We start from the raw sequence: 18010 nt of genomic DNA on the forward strand, positions 1-18010 counted from the left end.
CAGCACGGCCGGACACCCCGATCAGCGCGGACGCATCGGCACCACACGTTCTGGTGATGACAGAAGCGACATCACGTCACATACCGTCCTCTGAGTGAGGTAGGCGGTCAGCTGGGGCTGCGCGTCGGTCGGGTAGCCCGGGTGCGGGCCGGTGGCCATTCCGACGGGGCGGGGCCCGGACGGTGCGCCCACCGTCGTTCCGCCGTCGACCGGGTCGAGCCGGATGCCGGCGTCGGTGAGGACGGACGCCAAGCCGTCGGGGAACCAGATCGCGGGGAAGCGGTCGAGGTGGACGGTGCCGCCGGTGATCGCGGCGGCCAGCACGAGCGTCGCGGCTTCCAGACGGTCCGGCGGGACGGTGAAGTCTCCACCGGCGATGCGGTCGGCGCCGGTGACGTACAATGCGGCTCGCCCCTGCCACTCGATCGGGACTCCGGCGCTCGCCAACAGGGCTGCGGTGTGGATGACTTCGGGCTCCACGCTGGGGTTGAGCACCGTGGAAGTGCCAGGCGTGCGGGCGGCCAGCAGCATCGCGGTCACCGTCGCGCCGAGGCTCGGGCCCCACGAACGGGTCTCGGCATCGGTGACGAACGGCCGCCGCCTACCGGTGAAGCGGGCCCGTACCAGGCCGTTGTCCACCTCGACCGCCGCTCCGGCGGCCTCCATCGCGGCCAGGTGCCGGTCGATGCGGCGCACACAGAAGGCGTCCCCGCCGGGGGTGGGGAAGGTGACCTGCCCGGCGCGGGTCAGCAGAGCGCCACCCAGTACCGGGGTGGTGCGGATCCGCCTTCCGAGGTCGTCGGGGACGACCGGCAGGTAGCTCGTGGCGGGGCGGGTGGTGAACTCCTCGCCGGCCACGGCGGTCGGGGTACCGGTGCGGTTCAGGATCTCGGCGACAACGCCGGTGTCGAGGATCGCGGGAGCGCCGTGCAGGACGAGCGGGGCATCCGCGAGGATCGCGGCGGCATAGAGGTGCAGGGCGATGTTCTTGCTGCCCTGGACGGTGGTGCTTCCGGTCAGGCGACGGCCGCCGGTGATTTGCACGGCCAGTTGATCGGTCATGGTGGTGCCGGTGATGGGCATGGTCACCTTCCCTGGCTTCCGGCGGGGAAGAATCCGCCGACCTGGGTCCTCGGGTAGAGCAGGGTGTGCGCGCCGATCAGCGTGGCGGGCTGGAGCACGGTGCCTGCGGGGACGATCACGCCGTCGCCGATCACCGCACCGAACTTGGTCTGGCCGGTGGGCAGTCGGCGCCCGTCCAGGTACGCGCAGACCTCCTCGGTGGCCGGCTCGGTGACCGGTCCGGAGGTGATCCGCAAGCCGGTGGTGGAGACGAACGCGCCGATGTTGACGCCCAGCCCGAGCACGGAGTCACCGACGAAACCGGCGTGCTTCATGAACACCCCGCCGGTGAGCAGGGACCGGGTGATCTCGGCGCCGTGGCCGATCCGGCAACCGGGGCCGATGACGGTGCTGTCGCGTACCCGGGCACCGGCCTCGACCACCGCGCCGGAACAGACCAGCACCGGTCCGGTAACGAACGCGCCTTCGGCGATGACAGCCCCGGGCGCCACGATCACCCGGCCCCGGACGGTGGCGCCGGGTTCGACGACCCCGGTGGCCTCCGGCAGTTGGACGCCCAAGCGTCCGGCCAGCAGGTCGGCGACGGCCCGTTTGATGTCGAAGACCGTCGGGCAGCGCAGCAGGGACCGAACCAGCGGGTCTGCCACCTTCGTGAGGTCGATGTAGTAGGAGGGGCTGAGGCGTTCGTCGGCGAGCGCGCGGGCGGAGTTCGGCTGGGGTGTGGTGCTGAGTGATGCCATGGGAGGGCCTTCGGCAGCAGCGGGAGCTGTGGACGTGCCCAGTGAACTGCCGAAGCCGGGGCAGGATCCGTAGTCGGGCTCCGGGCCGTAGTACGGCTACGGGTCAGCCCAGTTGCACGCCCGCCCGGGCGGCGAAGTCGCGTACGCCCGGCAGCCGGCGGTCGTGCCTCAGCAGCTGAGTGGCCAGTTCGCGGACCGCACCGCGCCGCATCTCCTGCGGGGCGGCCGCCTCGGCGGCGAGCAGCGCCCGGTAGCACTGCTCGGGCCTGCCCCACTGGCCGAACGCCCTGGCGACGTCGGTGAAGAACCGGGCCTGGCGCTCGGGCGTCGGCAGCGTCGTCGGGTCGATGGTGCGCGCCAGTTCGATCGCGCGCCCGGAATCGCCCAACTCGTAGTGCACCGAGACCTGGTGGAGTACGGCACCACGTGTGCCGTCCACCATGCCGGAGCCGCGCCCGGCCGCGGCCGCACTGTCGGCGGCCTCCCGGATCAGGGCGTACGCGTAGGCCCGGTCGCCCGTCTTCGCGGCGGTGTAGGCGGCGGTGGCGTACAACTCGCCGCGGGTGGCGAGGCGATCCCGCTCCGGGACGGTGGCGTCGGCCAGCAGATCCTCGGCCGCGACTACTGCCAGGTCGGTCGCACGGGCGAGACTTCCCTGACGGCGCCAGGAACTCGAGACCATTCGCCGGGCCTCGGCAGTGACCAGCGGATCGCCGCCGGAGCGGGCGGCGGTCAGCGCCCGGTCGGAGGTGATGGCGACGAGGTTGTTGTCGCCGACCTTGATGCACAGCCTGGTGGCGATGTTGAAGAGCTGCGCCACCGCGCGGGCGCGTTCCTCCGGTGCCCCGACCATCTCGGCGGCGGCGATCCGGCCGGGCAGGGCGCGAGCCAGGGTGTCGTACCGGGCGTCCTTGAACTCCCGACGGGACGTCAGAACCGAGTCGCCGACGGTCTTCCGGGTCGGGTCGGTGCGCGGGGCCGGGATCCGCCCGGTGCCGTACAGCAGCAGGTCCTCCAGGTCCGAGAGACTGCCGGCGGTGGCACGCGCTGTCGGTGGGCTCACGATCGGCGCGAAGAGGGCGGCGGCCGCCGCAGTCACGACCTGGCGGCGTCGCACATCGTCCTCCTCAGGGCCGGAAGTGCTCGCCAGCGTAGCCGAGGGCGGCTTGCGGGAACGGGATCTCACCCGATCGACGGCGGGCTGCGGCAACGCGATCAGCTCGGACAGCTCCGCGCCCAGCAGCTCGGACAGCCGTTGCAGGATCGTCAGGTCCCTGACCTGCTGCAGGTCCCGTTCGACCTGCGACATCCAGTCCTCGCTGCGGTCGAGTTCGGCCGCGAGTCGAATCTGTGTCCAGCCGAGTCCCGCGCGGCGAAGCGCGACGAACCGGCCGAACGTGACGCCGCTGTTCCCCACGCCGGACCCTCGGCTTCCGTGTCGGCTCCGCTACGGACCGCTACCGTACCGATCGGCGGCCTTCGATCGGTAGTGAACGCGCCTGCCGCACCGGCCGGGCAGTGTGTCAGGGCGAACTGGACCGGCCTGACACGGTGTCCGTTGCCCGGGTTCCGGTGGCGCGCATAGCGTCCGTGCACGCGGGGAGGGTTGGCGTTCAGGGAAGGCAGGGCTGGTGGACATGACCACCGTCAATGGCGGCGTCTCGTTCTGGTATGCGGCGAGCGGGCTGCCCGAGCGGCGGGCGGGGCTGGTGGGGGAGGTGGAGGCGGACGTCTGTGTGGTCGGGGGCGGGTATACCGGGCTGTGGGCCGCCTACTACCTGAAGCAGGCCGCGCCCGAGCTCGAAGTGGTGGTGGTGGAAGGGGAGTTCTGCGGGTACGGGGCGTCCGGGCGCAATGGGGGGTGGCTGTACAACGGGATCGCCGGGCGCGGGCGGTACGCCCGGTCGCACGGGGAGGATGCGGCGCGGCGGCTCCAACTCGCCATGAACGACACGGTGTCGGAGACGCTGCGGGCCGCCGCCGCGGAGGGCATCGACTGCGACGCGCACCGGGGCGGGGTGCTGGAGATCGCCACCTCGCCCGCCCAACTGGCCCGGTTGAAGGAGAGGTTCGCGCACGAGCAGGCGTTCGGCGCGGACCAGGTGGAGCTGTTGAGCGCTGCGGAGACGGCCGAACGGCTTTATGCGCCGGGCGTGTTGGGGGCGACCTGGACACCGAACGGGGCGCGGGTGCACCCGGCGAAGCTGGTGGTCGGGCTGGCCGCGGCCGTCGAGCGGTCGGGGGTGAGGATCTACGAGTCGACGCCCGTCACCGCGATCGCGCCCCGGAAGGTGAGTACGGCGCGGGGTGGGGTGAAGGCCCGGGTGGTGCTCCGGTGCACGGAGGGCTTCACGGCCAACATCGCGGGCCAGAAGCGCAGTTGGCTGCCGATGAACTCCTCGATGATCGCCACCGAGCCGCTGCCCGCCGAGGTGTGGGAGGCGATCGGCTGGGAAGGCCGTGAGGTGCTCGGCGACGAGGCGCACGCGTACATGTACGCGCAGCGCACCGCCGACGACCGGATCGCGCTCGGCGGTCGCGGCTACCCGTACCGGTACGGCTCGCGGATCGACCAGGACGGTGCCACTCCCGACGGCACGGTGGCCCAACTCCGGGAGATCCTGCGGAAGATGTTCCCGGCCGCGGCCGAAGCCCGGATCGACCACGCCTGGTCCGGCGTGCTCGGCGTGCCGCGCGACTGGTGCGCCACCGTCGCTCTCGATCCGGCGACCGGAGTCGGCTTCGCGGGCGGCTACGTCGGCAGCGGCGTCGCCACCACCAACCTGGCCGGCCGCACGCTGCGCGACCTGACGCTGCGCCACCTCGGCAAGGGCGGGCGGACCGAACTCACCGAGCTGCCCTGGGTCGGCCACCGGGTCCGCCGCTGGGAGCCCGAACCGCTGCGCTGGCTCGGCGTGCACGCGCTGTACGCCGTCTACCGGCACGCCGACCGCCACGAGCACGCCCGCACCTCCGCGCTCGCAACCCTCGCCGACCGGATCAGCGGGCGAGGGTGAGTCGCGGATGAGTCGGAGATGAGCCGGGGATGAGCCGCACCGGACGGGTGCGGGTGAGCCGCGGATGAGTCGGAGATGAGCCGGGGACGAGCCGCACCGGACAGGCCCTGAGCAGGGCTTCGATGTCCGGATGCCGGAAACGATTCGCACACCTGTCGTGCGGGCGTGATAGGAATCTCCGTCCGGGGCGGCCTCACGGCGGCCCCTGTGGATCGGTACGGCACAAGGGGACCGTGGGGATGGGACTGTTCGACAGGCTGTTGGGTCGGCTGGGCAAGGGCGCGCCCGCGCTCGACCCGACATTCGGCGACCCGGAGCTGAAGCTGCTGCTGGAACGCGGCCGGGCCGGCGACTGGCCGGGCGTCCGGGCCGTGCTGGAGCAGGCCCGGGACCAGGCCGACCTGGTGCTGATGCTCGACCTGGTCTCCGACCTGTCGGGCAGCGAGGAGTGGCTGGCCCGCGCCGTCGAGCAGGATCCCGAGGACGCCCTCGCGCTGCTGGTCTGCGGTGCGCGGCAGCTGGTCTGGGGCTGGGAGGCCCGTAGCGGCGCCTACGCCAAGTACGTTCGCGAGGAGCAGTGGAGGCTGTTCGGCGAGCGCCTGGAGCGTGCCGAGGAGCAGCTGTTCGAGGTCGCCGAGCGGGAGCCCGACTGGCTGGGCCCCTGGTACTTCCTACAGGTCACCGGCCGTGGCATCTCCGTCGCGACGGGCGTCGCGACCCAGCGCTTCGACGCCGCCGTCCGCCGCTTCCCGCACCACCCGGCCTCGCACCGGCAGCGCCTGCAGCAGCTGTGCGCCAAGTGGGGCGGCTCGCACGAGGAGATGCACGACTTCGCCCGCACCTCGATGCTCGCCGCCCCGGAGGGCAGCCGGCTCGGCGAACTCGTCGCGCTCGCGCACATCGAGCACTGGCTGAGCCTCGACAACGGCGAGGACGGCCGCTACATCCGCGACGCCGCGGTCGCCCGCTCCCTGCACGTGGCCGCCGAACGCTCCATCTGGCACCCCGGGTTCGTCCGTGACCGGGCCTGGATCGGCGCCCACAACGCGTTCGCCATGGCGTTCTCGCTGAGTGGTGAACACCGGGCCGCGGGCCGGGTGTTCACCGAGCTCGACGGCCGCGTCACCAGGTCCCCGTGGCAGTACCTCGGCGACCCGGCGGACGCCTACCGGAGCCGCCGCGCCATCGCCCCGTGACCCGCACCGATCCCAGAAGCGAACCCCGAAGCGAAGGACCCGCCCGGTGACCCCGAACGACCCCAGCGCGCACACCTTCCAGGTGGACCTGCGCGGACTGGTCGACCTGCTCTCCCACCACCTGTACTCCAGCCCGCGCGTCTACCTGCGCGAGCTGCTGCAGAACGCCGTCGACGCGATCACCGCCCGGCAGCAGCTGGACCCGGCCGCGCCGGCCGCGATCACCGTCACCACCGGCGACGAGTTCTCGGTGGCCGACACCGGCGTCGGCCTCACCGAGGCCGACGTGCACACCTTCCTCGCCACCATCGGCCGCAGCTCCAAGCGCACCCCGGACGGCGCCCTGGACGCCGGTCAACTCGCCGACGCCCGCGAGGAGTTCATCGGCCAGTTCGGCATCGGCCTGCTGGCCTGCTTCGTGGTCGCCGACGAGATCACCGTCCGCACCCGCTCCGCCCGCACCCCCGACGCGCCGGTGATCGAATGGCGCGGCCGCTCCGACGGCCGCTACACCATCACCACGCTGCCCGCCTCCGCCCGCCGCGAGCCCGGCACCACCGTCACCCTCACCCCGCGCGCCGACGCCGAGGAGTGGACGTCCACCCGCCGGGTCACCGAACTCGCCCGGCACTACGGCAGCCTGCTGCGCCACCAGGTGACGGTCGTGGACGCGGCCGGGCACCGGACGCGGATCAGCGAGACCCCCGCGCCCTGGGCCCGCCGCCACGACACCCCGGCCGCCCGCCGCGCCGCGCTCACCGCGCACTGCCGTGACACCTTCGACTTCACCCCGCTCGACACCATCGAGCTCGACCTGCCGCTGGTCGGCCTCAGCGGCGTCGCCTACGTACTGCCCGAGGCCGTCCCGCCGTCCCGCCGCGCCGGGCACCGGGTGCACCTCAAGGGCATGCTGCTCTCCGACCAGGCCGACGAACTGCTGCCCGACTGGGCGTTCTTCGTGCGCTGCGTGGTCGACGCCGAGCGCCTGCGCCCCACCGCCTCCCGCGAGGCGCTGTACGCCGACGAGACACTCGCCGCCGTCCGCGAGGCGCTCGGGCTGCGGATCCGCGACTGGCTGACCGGCCTGTCCGCGTCCGACCCGGCGCTGCTGCACCGCTTCCTGTCCGTGCACCACCTGGCCGTCAAGTCGCTGGCCCGGCACGACGACCAGCTACTGCGGATGCTGCTGCCCTGGCTGCCGTTCGAGACCACCGACGGCAACGTCACGCTCGACGAGTTCGCCCGCGCCCACCCCGTCATCCTGGTCACCCGCACCGTCGAGGAGTTCCGCCAGGTCGCCCCGATCGCCGGCGCCGCCGGCCTCGGCGTCGTCAACGGCGGCTACACCTACGACCGCGACCTGGTGCACCGGCTGCCCGAGATCCGCACCGGCACCACCGTCGCCGACCTCGACCCGGCCACCGTCACCGCACACCTCGACAACGTCGACCAGGCCACCGAACTCGCCGCCGCCGCGTTCCTCGCCACCGCCCGCGAAGCACTCGGCCGGTTCGACTGCGACGTCGCGCTGCGCACCTTCCACCCCAGCAGCGCCCCCGCCCTGCTGCTCGACGACCGGGAAGCCCGGCACGAGCGCACCCGCAGCCAACTCGCCGACCAGGCCGACGGGTTGTGGGCCGACATCCTCGGCTCGCTGGGCAGCTCGGTGCCGCGCGCCCAGCTCGTCCTGAACCACCTCAACCCGCTGGTCCGCCGCGCCGCCGCGATCCGCAACCCCGAACTCGCCACCACCACCGTCGAAGCGCTGTACGGCCAGGCCCTGCTGCTCACCCGGCGCCCGCTCAAGGCGAGCGAATCCGCCCTGCTCAACCGCTCGTTCCTCGCCCTGCTCGACCACGCCATGCTCGGCCACGAGCCCACCACGCCGCACCGGGAGCCGTGATGCTCGACACCATCGACGCCGTCCGCGCCGCCCTGCGCGCCAACGACGAACAGCCGCACGGCCGGCAGCGCACCGTCACCGCCGAGGAACTCGCCGACGCCGCCGAGCAGTTCGACGACCCCGAGCTGCTCGCCTACGCCCTCCTCGACCTGATGGAGGCGTACGAGAACGACGCCGAACGGCGCAAGCTCCCGGTGGTCTTCGCCCGGATCGTCACCCTGCGCAAGAAGCACCCCGAAGGCTTCGACGGCTGGGCCGAACGGGCCACCGACTGGCGCTACAAGTGGGTCGCGCACGCCCTGCGCAGCGTCCCGGACGTCCCGCTGGAGGCGGTCCGCCGCTGGCACGGCGAACTGCGCGAGCACTACCGCACCGCCGGCCACGACCTGCAGCCCTACTACGGCGAGCAGTACCACCTCGCCGCGCTCACCGGCCAGGGCGCCGAGAACGCCTTCGACCTGTGGGCCGGCCGCTCGCGCTCCTCGCTCAGCGACTGCCGCGCCTGCGAACTGCGCGCCCAGGCAAAGCACTTCGTCCGCCTCGGCAACGACGCGCGGGCGCTGGAGACGTGGCGTCCGGTGCTGGACGGCGAACAGTCCTGCGGCGAGGAGCCGCACGTCAGCCGCGCCCACGCGCTGCTGCCGCTGCTGCGGTCCGGCCGCACCGACGAGGCCCGCTCCTGCCACCTCACCGGCTACCGGTGGGCCCGCGGGCGCGCCCGCGCCGCCGAGGAGATAGGCCTGCACCTGGAGTTCTGCGCCCTCACCGGCAACGAACCGCGCGGCCTGGAGATCCTCGCCGACAACCGCGACCTGTTCGGCCGGCACGGCGACCCGCTGGCCCGCCTGCACTTCCTGACCGGCACCCAGCAGTTGCTCGCCAGGCTCGCCGCCACCGGCCACGGCGACGTCCCGGTGGCCGGCCCGCCCGGCAGGAACTGGACCGTCACCGCGCTGCTCACCGAGCTCGGCACCGAGGGCGACGCGCTCGCCGCCCGCTTCGACGCCCGGGGCGGCACCACCGCCGTCGGCGACGCCCGCCGTGAACGCCTGGCCCGCACCCCGCTGTTCGCCGAACCGCTCGCCCTCGGCCTGCGCGCCGCCACCCCCGCGCCCGCGCCGGTGCCCGCCGCCGCCCAGCCTGCGGAGAGCGCCCCCGCCGCCACCGAGACGCTGCCCGAACTCGTCGCCCGTGCCCGCGAGTTGCACGAGCGGCGGCACCCCGAGGCGCTCGCCCTGTGGCGGCGCATCGACGCCCTCGTCGGCGCCGACGGCTACCGGCACCCCGACGACCCCGACCTCGGGTCGCTCGCCCTGCTGCGCGCCGAGATCGCCGAACAGCGCGCCCGCCGCGACGGCCTGAGCGACGACGAACTGGCCGCGCACTTCACCGAGGCCGCCGAGCACTACGAGCAGGCCGACCGCCCCGCCCAGGCCCTCGGCTGCCGCGCCCTCGCCGCCGCCCTGCCCGAGCAGGACGCCGACACCGACGCCGCGACCACGGCGGAGCTCGACCGGATGGAGGAGCGGGCCCGCGAGCTCGTCGAGGCCGGGGCCACCCGGGCCGGCGACGCCCTGCTCACCGTGCTGAACGCCCAAGCCGTCGTCGCGATCCGCCAGGACCTGCCGGACAGTCACCAGTACGCCGTCAACGGCCCCGAACAGCGCGACCTCACCCGCGCCGAGGCCGCCGTCACCCGCCTGCGCGAGGAGGCCGCCCGGCAGGACGACACGCTGATGGGCGTCACCGCCCGGCAACTCCTCGCCCGCGCCTACTTCCTGACCGGCCGCAAGCAGGAGAGCGCCGAGCTGATCCGGGAGTCCGAGCGCCGGATCGAGACCGCGGGCCTCCCGTGGAAGCTGGTCGGCATCCACGGCTGGCTGGCCGAAATCGCCCTGGACGCCCAAGAGTTGGACCGCGCCGAGGAACTCGCCCAGCGCGGGCTGAAGCTCGCCGCCCAGTACGGCGACCGCACCGCCGTCCCCGCCCGGGTGCAACTGCTGCTGGCCCGGGTGCACCTCGCCCGCGACGAGTACGACTCCGCCGCCCGCGCGTTCACCGAGGCCGCCGCCCGCCACGACCACGCCGGGCAGGCCGACGAGGCCGCCTCCGCCCGCGGCCGGCTCGGCCAGGTGCTGGCCGCCGCCGGCCGGTTCTCCGACGCCGCCGCCGTCCTGGAAGCCGTCCGACTGGAGCCCGGCTTCGCCGACCTCGCCATCCACGAACAGGTGCACATCCGGCTCAACCTCGCCCGCACCCTGCGCGAACTCGACGAACACCGGGACTCCGCCGAGGAGTTCCTGCGCGTCGCCGACATCGCCGCCGGGTGGGACGACCGCGAGATGCACACCATCGTCGCCTGCGAGGCCGCCGTCGCCCTGGCCCGCACCGGCCAGTGGCCCGCCGCCGACCTCGCCCGGCAGCGCGCCCTCGACAGCCACCGCACCGCACCCCACGCCGACGCCGCCTTCGACATGCTGCTGCGCCTCGCCCGGTTCACCGCCGACACGCGCGGCCCGGACGGCGAGGACGAAGCCGTCGCCCGGCTCGCCGAGGCGGCCGAGCTGGTCGAAGCCGCCCGGCGGGACGGCCACGCACTCGCCTGCGACAGCGCCGAAGGCAGCCTGCACGACACCCGCGCCCGCACCCTGATCGGCCTCCGGCGCCCCGAGGAGGCCCTCGCCGAGATGGAGCTGGCGATCGAGGCGTTCGGCGCCGTCGGCCCCGAGGGCCACCTCGCGCGCGCCGAATCGATCCGCTACGCGGCCCTGATCGAGGGCAGCCGCCTCGACCGCACCCAGGAGGCGCTGACCAGGCTGGAGGCCGCCAGCGCCTGGTGCCGCGAGATCGGCGAACCGCAGGCCGCCGAAGTCCTCGACGGCCTGCACACCCACCTGCGCCGCCAGCACTGACCTGTTGGTATGCGGACGGCCCGCCGGGGAGTCAACTCCCGGCGGGCCGTTCGTCCTTGGAAGCACGGCTACTTGCCGCGCAGCACCGCCTGCTCGAAGTCCCGGAAGGCGCCCTCCATCTGCCACTCCAGCGCCGCCTTCGGGTTCTCCCGCAGCAGCGCCGCGCACGCGCCCTTCGGCGTCGTCCCCAGCGGGCGGTCCTGGCACTCCGCCACCGGCAAGTACCCGTCGCGGTCCTTCCACAGGCTGCGCCCGGCGACGAAGCCGTACTCCAGCGAGGTGCGGGCCAGGTCCTTCAAGTCCCGGTAGCTCAACCGGTAGGTCAGGGCCGCCCGGACGTACTCGTGGGTGATGTCGATCCGCTCCACCCCGGGGTCGTCCGTGGACAGCGCCGTCGGCACGCCGTTCTTCCGGTACAGCGGGAACGGGTGGTCCTGGCCGGTGACCTGGAGGATCTGCGCGTTGGAGGTGAGCGGCACCTCGATCAGCACCTTGCGCTCGGCCAGGGTGCGCAGCAGCTCCGCGGAGTCGTCCTCGTGCACCACGTCGACGCCGTGCCCGATCCGTTCGGCGTGGCCGGTCAGCACCGCCTGGCGGATGTGGAAGCGCAGGTCCTCGGGCTTGACCAGGCCCGGCACCAACTCGCCCGCGTGCAGGCTGATGTGGGCCTTCGGGTACAGCGGGTGCAGGAAGTCCAGCATCTGCATCTGGAGTTCGTAGTTCTCCAGCGAGGCCGGGTAGTCCTCCGGCTGCACCAGGTTCACGGCGACGAACCGGTCGTCCTGCGAGGCGAGTTCCATGCCCAGCAGCAGCTGGGTGAACACCCGCGCGGGGGTGGACGCCCGGGACGCCTGGGACTCGATCCGGACCGTCACCGCGCAGCCCGGCCGGGCCTGCTTGGTGCCGCACTTCTCGGTGTCCTGGTACTCGGCCGTCGCGTGGTCGAGGTCGGCGCGCGCCTGGTCCACCAGCCGCTGGACCTGGCCGTCCGCCAGCAGCTTCTCGCGCAGGGCCGTGAAGTCGGGGTCGAAGCCGACCTTCGCCGCAAGCGCCGCCGCCCCGCCGGAGGCCGGCGTCAGCATGGTCTCCAGGTAGGTCTGGTGCTGGGCGGCCATGGTGTCGGTGACCTCGGCCAGCATCCGGCCCGGGTGGCGCCAGCTGGCCTCGCCGAACTTGCCGAAGGTGGCGAAGAAGTGGTCGTGGCCGGACTCCTCACCCGGCGTGAAGTCCTGCATCGACCAGGCCCGGATCACCTGGGCGCGGAACTCCTGGTCGGTCAGCGCGTCCTTCGCGGGGCGGGCGGTGCCCTCGCACGGGCCGGTCGCCGAGACGAACGTCCCCGAGTCGATGCACAGTTCGTCCTCGGCGGCCAGCTGGATCAGCAGTTCGGTCGACACCGCACCCGACAGATGATTGTGCAGGTCCCCACCCTTGGGCAGGGCCCGCAGGAAGGCGTCCAGCCGGGCCGGGTCCTGCCGGATGCCGTCCAGGTAGGCGGAGACCCTTCCCTCCAGCGGGCGCCCGCCGGGCAGTGGCGCCCCGGCCCGGGCGGGGGCCAACGGCGCGAGCAGTGCCGCGCAGGCGACGAGAGCGGCCGTGGTGGTACGGCGTAGCGAGATCATGGACGCCATGCTGACGATCCGTCAGGTGCCGTACCACGTAAGGCCGCTCGTGTCGCGCGGCACCATCCGAAAGAGTGGCGGCCGGGCCTCTCAGGCCTTCGCCAGCACCTCGCCCACCAGGCCGCGGGCCTCGTCCTGGACCTTCGTCAGATGGTCGGCGCCGAGGAAGCTCTCCGCGTAGATCTTGTACACGTCCTCGGTGCCGGACGGGCGGGCCGCGAACCAGGCGTTCTCGGTGCGGACCTTCAGACCGCCGATCGCCGCGCCGTTGCCCGGGGCGTGCGTGAGGACGGCGGTGATCGGCTCACCGGCCAGCGTGTCGGCGGCGACCCGGGACGCGTCGAGCGCCGCCAGGGCGGCCTTCTGCTCACGGTCGGCGGGGGCGTCCACCCGGGCGTAGACCGGGTCGCCGTGCCGGGCGGTGAGGTCGCGGTAGTGCTCGGACGGGGTGCGGTTGGTGACGGCGGTGATCTCGGAGGCCAGCAGGGCCAGCAGGATGCCGTCCTTGTCGGTGGTCCACGGCGAGCCGTCGAGGCGCAGGAACGACGCCCCGGCCGACTCCTCGCCGCCGAACGCCACCGTCCCGTTCAGCAGCCCGTCCACGAACCACTTGAAGCCGACCGGGACTTCGAGTAGCTCCCGGCCGAGCGCACCGGCCACCCGGTCGATCATCGAGGAGGACACCAGCGTCTTGCCGACCGCGGCCGCCGCCGGCCAGCCGTCACGGTGCCGGAACAAGTAGTCGATGGCGACGGCCAGGTAGTGGTTCGGGTTCATCAACCCGCCGTCGGGGGTGACGATGCCGTGCCGGTCGGCGTCCGCGTCGTTGCCGGTGGCCAGCGTGAACGCGTCCCGCTTGCCGATCAACGAGGCCATCGCGTAGGGGGAGGAGCAGTCCATCCGGATCTTCCCGTCCCAGTCCAGCGTCATGAACCGCCAGGTCGGATCGGTCAGCGGGTTGACCACCGTCAGGTCAAGCCGGTGCGTCTCGGCGATCCGCCCCCAGTACGCGACGGACGCGCCGCCCAGCGGGTCCGCGCCGATCCGCACGCCCGCCGCCCGCACCGCGTCCAGGTCCAGGACGGCCGGCAGATCGTTCACGTACCCGCCGAGGAAGTCGTAACGCCCGGTGGTGCCGGCCGCCAACGCCCGGGCGTACGGCACCCGTTGGACGTCCTTCAGCCCCGCAGCCAGCAACTCGTTGGCGCGGCGCTCGATCCAGCCGGTCGCGGTCGAATCGGCCGGGCCGCCGTGCGGCGGGTTGTACTTGAACCCGCCGTCACCGGGCGGGTTGTGCGAGGGCGTCACCACGATGCCGTCCGCGAGCGCTGACGGACGGGGGCGGCCGGTGGCCCGGTTGTGGGTGAGGACGGCGTGCGAGACCGCGGGCGTCGGGGTGTAGCCGTCCGCCGAGTCCAGCAGCACCGTCACACCGTTCGCCGCCAGCACCTCCAGCGTGGTGACCCGGGCCGGCTCGGACAGCGCGTGGGTGTCGATGCCGAGGAACAGCGGCCCCGTGGTGCCCTGTTCGGCCCGGTAGTCGCAGATCGCCTGCGCCGTCGCCGCGATGTGGTCCTCGTTGAACGCCGCCCGCACCGAGGAACCCCGGTGACCGGACGTGCCGAACGCCACCCGCTGCCCCACCTCCGCCGGGTCCGGATGCAGCGCGTAATAGGCCGTCACCAGGCGAGCGACGTCGATCAGATCCTGCGGCTGCGCCGGCTGCCCGGCCCGTGCGTGCACCATCGTGGCTCTCTCCTCGGTCGGTACGGCAAGGATGCCTGCCGACCATGATGCGGGCCACACCGCGCCAACTGCGGGAACGCGACAGCGAAGCCGACGGCGGCTCAGCGCCGACGACGCTCAGCGCTTGCGGCCCCGTGCCGACGACGGCTCAGCGCTTGCGGCCCCGCGCCGACGACGGCTCAGCGCTTGCGGCCCCGCTTCGCCTGGCCCTGCTTCGCCTGGCCCTGGCGGGTGGTGGCGGCGCGCTGGCCCGGCCGCGGCTTCTGCTGCGACTTGGCAGACTTCGCGGCGGGCTTCTTCGCCGCGGGCTGCTTCTTCGCCGGCTCGGTGGCGGCCCGGCCGCGGGAGCTGTTCGCGGTGCGGCCGCGCACGATGCCGATGAACTCCTCGACCAGGTCGGTGGTCGCCTCCTCCGGCCAGGCCAGCGCCACCTGCGACTGCGGGACGTCCGCCAGCACGCGGTAGGTCAGGTCGCGCCGGTGGTGCAGTCGGGCCAGCGACTGCGGCACCGCCAGCACTCCGACGTTCGCCGCCACCAGCTCGATCGCGTCGGCCGTGGTCTCCGGACGCTCGAACGCCGGGCGGCCCGGCAGCCCCTCCGGCCACTCCAGCACGTCGTCCTGCGGGTGGAAGACGATCTCCTCCGCGAGGTCCGCGACCGAGACCTCCTCGGCGGCGCCCTCGGAGGCGGCCAGCCAGTGGTCCTTCGGGAACACCACCACGGTGGTCTCGGTGTACAGCGGGATCGCGCTCAGCACCGTCCGGTCCACCGGCAGCCGCACCAGGCCCGCGTCCGCGCCGCCCGACAGCAGAAGCTGGTGGCCGGCGACGGGCGTGGACTGCAACAGTTCCAGCGGGACGCCGGGCAGTCGCTCACCCCACACCCGCAGCCACTTGGTCGGCGTCACCCCGGGCACGTACACCAGGCGGAAGGAAGGGGAAGGCTGCTCGATCTCGGTCACACCGTCCAGGCTACCTACCGTGACCTGGGCAGGTGCGCGCTCCCTATACCCTTGGTGCATGACTACGCCCAAGCCCAAGAGCTCCCAGACCATGAAGCCCGCGACTGCGGCCAAGAAGCTGGGGATCTACCTGGCGGCGACCCCCGCCGAGTTCCAGGCGGGCGTCGTCTCCCGCGACGAGCTCAACGCCATGCAGGCCACCCCGCCGCAGTGGCTCGCCGACCTGCGCCGCAACGGCCCGCACCCGCGCCAGACGGTCGCCGCCCGCCTCGGCATCTCCGTCACCGGCCTCAACCGGGCCGGCATCGCAGAGGCGCTCACCACCGAGCAGATCGACGCCCTCCGCGAGGAGAACCCCGACTGGCTGCAGCGCGAGCGCACCATCCAGGCCGAGGTCCGCAAGGAGGCCCAGCGGCTCAAGGACAAGCCGGCGCCGAAGAAGAAGTAACCCCGGTACTCACGCGCGGGGCGGCTCGTCCGCCCCGCGCGTTCTTGCGTCAGCTGCCGGTCTTCGCGCCCGCCACGAGCTTGGTGAAGTCCACCGTGTCGCTCTCGCTCGGGGCGGTGGCCGCGACCGCGGTGCCGTAGTCGGAGTAGGTCGCCGTCGCGGTGATCTCGCCGGCCTTGCTCTGCATCTGCTCGACCTTCTTCACCAGCAGGTTGTCACCGGTGACCCACACCTCGATGTGGTCGCTGGTGATCCCGGCGGCGGTGAACTGCTTCTGCAGCGCGTCCGCCTGCTCCTGGGTGAGCCCCTTGGCGGTGGCCTGCGCGATGTCGGTCGCCGACAGGTCACCGCTGTACTTGGTGGCCTGGGCGCCGTTCACGGTCTCCGTCCCGGCCTTGGTGACCTTGCCGGAGGCGATCAGGGCCTGCACCGAGGCGACCGGGTCGGAGCTCTGCAGCTGGTTCTTCAGGCTGTCGCCGGCCGGGCCCATCAGCCGGGCGAGCTCCGCGTAGTTGTACTTGATCCAGTGCGCGCCGCCGAGCTGGGAAGCCATCGCCGAGCCCATGTTGACGTACATGGCGTCGCTCAGATAGCGCGCCGTGAAGGTGCCGTCACTGCCGGCCTTGGCGAGGTTCTCGGCCATCGCCCCGCCCATGGTGCCGGTCAGCTCGCCCAGCAGACCGTGCTCCCAGGAGATCGCGCCCTTCACGGTGGTGGCCTTGCCGGTGCCGACCTGCATGGTGACCTCGGACTTGGCGGACTTGGCCGCGGTGGTCTTCTCGCCCACCAGCGCGAGCGCCGCGGCGGGCGCCAGCTCGGGGGCCGAGGAGGTGGCCGCGCCGCCCTTGTTGCTTACGACATTGCCGTCGGCGTCCTTGTTGCCGCAGGCGGTCGCGGTCAGTGCGAGCACGACGGCGGTGGCGGCGAGGAACGTACGTCCGGTCCTGAACATTCTGGTTCTCCCCCTGGAAACGGTCCCGTACCGCTCCCATCTCTTTCGTGGCGGACTCTAGCCCACGGCGGAGACAACCCCGCGGCGGGATTCGCGGAGGCCGTGCGGCGGGCTTCGCGGCGACCCTCCGGATGTTGCATTGCGATGCTTCATGTTCGAAGATGTTTGATGTGATGGTCGAACCGAGAGGGAGCGCCGCCGTGCACAAGACGGTGACCAAGCTGGCCGACGGCCGCGAACTGGTCTACTACGACACCGAGCCCGCCGTGCGCGACGCGGTCGACGCGCGGCCGCTGGACCCGGCGGCCAGCGCCTCCGAAGTCCGGGTCGACCCGTTCACCGGCGACGCGGTCACCATCGCCGCGCACCGGCAGGGCCGCACCTACCACCCGCCGGCCGACGAATGCCCGCTCTGCCCGTCACGGGACGGCCGGCTCAGCGAAGTACCCGCCGCGGACTACCAGGTGGCGGTGTTCGAGAACCGCTTCCCGTCGCTGGCCGGCTCCTCCGCCGCACTCGTCACCCCCTGGTCGGACGGCCCGTACACGCTCACGCCCGGCACCGGACGGTGCGAGGTGGTCTGCTTCACCCCCGACCACGGCGCGTCCTTCGCCGACCTGACCGAACAGCAGGCCCGCCTGGTCCTCGACGCCTGGACCGACCGCACCGCCGACCTGCACACCCGCGCCGACGTCCGCCAGGTCTACTGCTTCGAGAACCGCGGCGCCGACATCGGCGTCACCCTCGGCCACCCGCACGGCCAGATCTACGCCCTCCCGTTCACCACCCCCCGCACCGCCCAGGCCATCGCCAAGGTCACCGAGTACGCACGCGCCACCGGCCGCAACCTGTACGACGACGTCCTCGCCGCCGAACGCGCCACCCACGGCCACCCCGACACCCGCGTGGTCCTGACCGGCGACCACTGGACGGCATTCGTCCCGTTCGCCGCCCGCTGGCCCTACGAGGTGCACCTGTACCCCAACCGCCGGGTCGCCGACCTCACCGAACTCGACGAGCCGGCCCGCGCCGAATTCCCCCGGATCTACCTCGACCTGCTGCGCCGCTTCGACCGCCTCTTCCCCGAACCGGCTCCCTACATCGCCGCCTGGCACCAGTCGCCGCGCCCCGCCGAGGCCGAACTCGCCCTCCACCTTGAGCTGTTCACCATCCGCCGGACGGCCGGCAAGCTCAAGTACCTGGCCGGCACCGAATCCGGCATGGGCGCATTCATGAACGACATCCGCCCCGAGACCGCCGCCCGCACGCTGCGCGAGATCTAGGCTCTCCTCAGCAGGAAGCACGAAGCACGAAGCCCCGCCCGGGGAAGGGAAGCTTGGGTTCTAACGGTCGTCGCAACACCCCAGCTGAAGGGGTGCGATGGACTTCGAGATCCGAGCGAATCGGGAGCCGCAGGGGCCGAGGAGGC

The 18010-nt window shown here is 72.8% G+C and carries 13 protein-coding genes; 6 read left to right on the top strand and 7 right to left on the bottom strand.

The window, feature by feature from the left end:
* Positions 1-21: 21 nt before the first annotated feature.
* The 3 genes from ACIHEI_RS36785 to ACIHEI_RS36795 all read right to left on the bottom strand — a co-directional run bounded on the left by ACIHEI_RS36785 (position 22) and on the right by ACIHEI_RS36795 (position 3240).
* The gene (locus ACIHEI_RS36785; protein ID WP_396609891.1) at positions 22-1083 is read right to left on the bottom strand and encodes a hypothetical protein; all 1062 of its coding nucleotides are present in this window, start codon (positions 1081-1083) and stop codon (positions 22-24) included.
* Between the two features lie 2 nt (positions 1084-1085).
* Positions 1086-1823, bottom strand: a complete 738-nt coding sequence (locus tag ACIHEI_RS36790) for a hypothetical protein (RefSeq protein WP_392944955.1) — start codon at positions 1821-1823, stop codon at positions 1086-1088.
* 103 nt (positions 1824-1926) lie between these two features.
* Positions 1927-3240, bottom strand: coding sequence for a helix-turn-helix domain-containing protein (locus tag ACIHEI_RS36795; protein ID WP_396609892.1), 1314 nt, complete (start codon positions 3238-3240; stop codon positions 1927-1929).
* A 220-nt stretch (positions 3241-3460) separates the two neighbouring features.
* On the opposite strand from ACIHEI_RS36795, the gene ACIHEI_RS36800 reads away from it, so the two are divergent.
* From ACIHEI_RS36800 to ACIHEI_RS36815, 4 genes are all read left to right on the top strand, one after another.
* Positions 3461-4840, top strand: coding sequence for an NAD(P)/FAD-dependent oxidoreductase (locus ACIHEI_RS36800; RefSeq protein WP_396609893.1), 1380 nt, complete (start codon positions 3461-3463; stop codon positions 4838-4840).
* 239 nt (positions 4841-5079) lie between these two features.
* On the top strand, positions 5080-6036 hold the full coding sequence (locus tag ACIHEI_RS36805; RefSeq protein WP_396609894.1) for a hypothetical protein: 957 nt from the start codon (positions 5080-5082) through the stop codon (positions 6034-6036).
* Between the two features lie 46 nt (positions 6037-6082).
* The gene (locus tag ACIHEI_RS36810; RefSeq protein WP_387859348.1) at positions 6083-7939 is read left to right on the top strand and encodes an HSP90 family protein; all 1857 of its coding nucleotides are present in this window, start codon (positions 6083-6085) and stop codon (positions 7937-7939) included.
* On the top strand, positions 7939-10851 hold the full coding sequence (locus ACIHEI_RS36815; protein ID WP_396609895.1) for a hypothetical protein: 2913 nt from the start codon (positions 7939-7941) through the stop codon (positions 10849-10851). Before ACIHEI_RS36810 ends, ACIHEI_RS36815 begins: the two co-directional genes overlap by 1 nt.
* A gap of 68 nt (positions 10852-10919) precedes the next feature.
* On the opposite strand, the gene ACIHEI_RS36820 is transcribed toward ACIHEI_RS36815, so the two are convergent.
* From ACIHEI_RS36820 to ACIHEI_RS36830, 3 genes are all read right to left on the bottom strand, one after another.
* The gene (locus ACIHEI_RS36820) at positions 10920-12482 is read right to left on the bottom strand and encodes an adenosine deaminase (protein WP_396609896.1); all 1563 of its coding nucleotides are present in this window, start codon (positions 12480-12482) and stop codon (positions 10920-10922) included.
* Positions 12483-12563: 81 nt separating this feature from the next.
* Positions 12564-14219: a phosphoglucomutase (alpha-D-glucose-1,6-bisphosphate-dependent) gene (pgm, locus tag ACIHEI_RS36825; RefSeq protein WP_392944943.1), complete on the bottom strand. Its 1656-nt coding sequence runs from the start codon at positions 14217-14219 to the stop codon at positions 12564-12566.
* 179 nt (positions 14220-14398) lie between these two features.
* Positions 14399-15181: a LysR family substrate-binding domain-containing protein gene (locus ACIHEI_RS36830; RefSeq protein WP_396609897.1), complete on the bottom strand. Its 783-nt coding sequence runs from the start codon at positions 15179-15181 to the stop codon at positions 14399-14401.
* A gap of 58 nt (positions 15182-15239) precedes the next feature.
* Between ACIHEI_RS36830 and ACIHEI_RS36835 the strand changes: the two genes are divergently transcribed.
* A complete protein-coding gene (locus tag ACIHEI_RS36835; protein ID WP_387635420.1) occupies positions 15240-15629 on the top strand; it encodes a DUF5997 family protein in 390 nt (129 codons plus the stop codon).
* A 49-nt stretch (positions 15630-15678) separates the two neighbouring features.
* Here ACIHEI_RS36835 and ACIHEI_RS36840 read toward each other — a convergent pair whose 3' ends face one another.
* Positions 15679-16581, bottom strand: coding sequence for a hypothetical protein (locus tag ACIHEI_RS36840; protein WP_396609898.1), 903 nt, complete (start codon positions 16579-16581; stop codon positions 15679-15681).
* A 200-nt stretch (positions 16582-16781) separates the two neighbouring features.
* On the opposite strand from ACIHEI_RS36840, the gene galT reads away from it, so the two are divergent.
* Positions 16782-17864: a galactose-1-phosphate uridylyltransferase gene (gene galT / locus ACIHEI_RS36845; RefSeq protein ID WP_396609899.1), complete on the top strand. Its 1083-nt coding sequence runs from the start codon at positions 16782-16784 to the stop codon at positions 17862-17864.
* Positions 17865-18010 lie beyond the last annotated feature (146 nt).

The sequence above is a fragment of the Kitasatospora sp. NPDC051984 genome (assembly GCF_044593455.1).
GTDB lineage: Bacteria > Actinomycetota > Actinomycetes > Streptomycetales > Streptomycetaceae > Kitasatospora.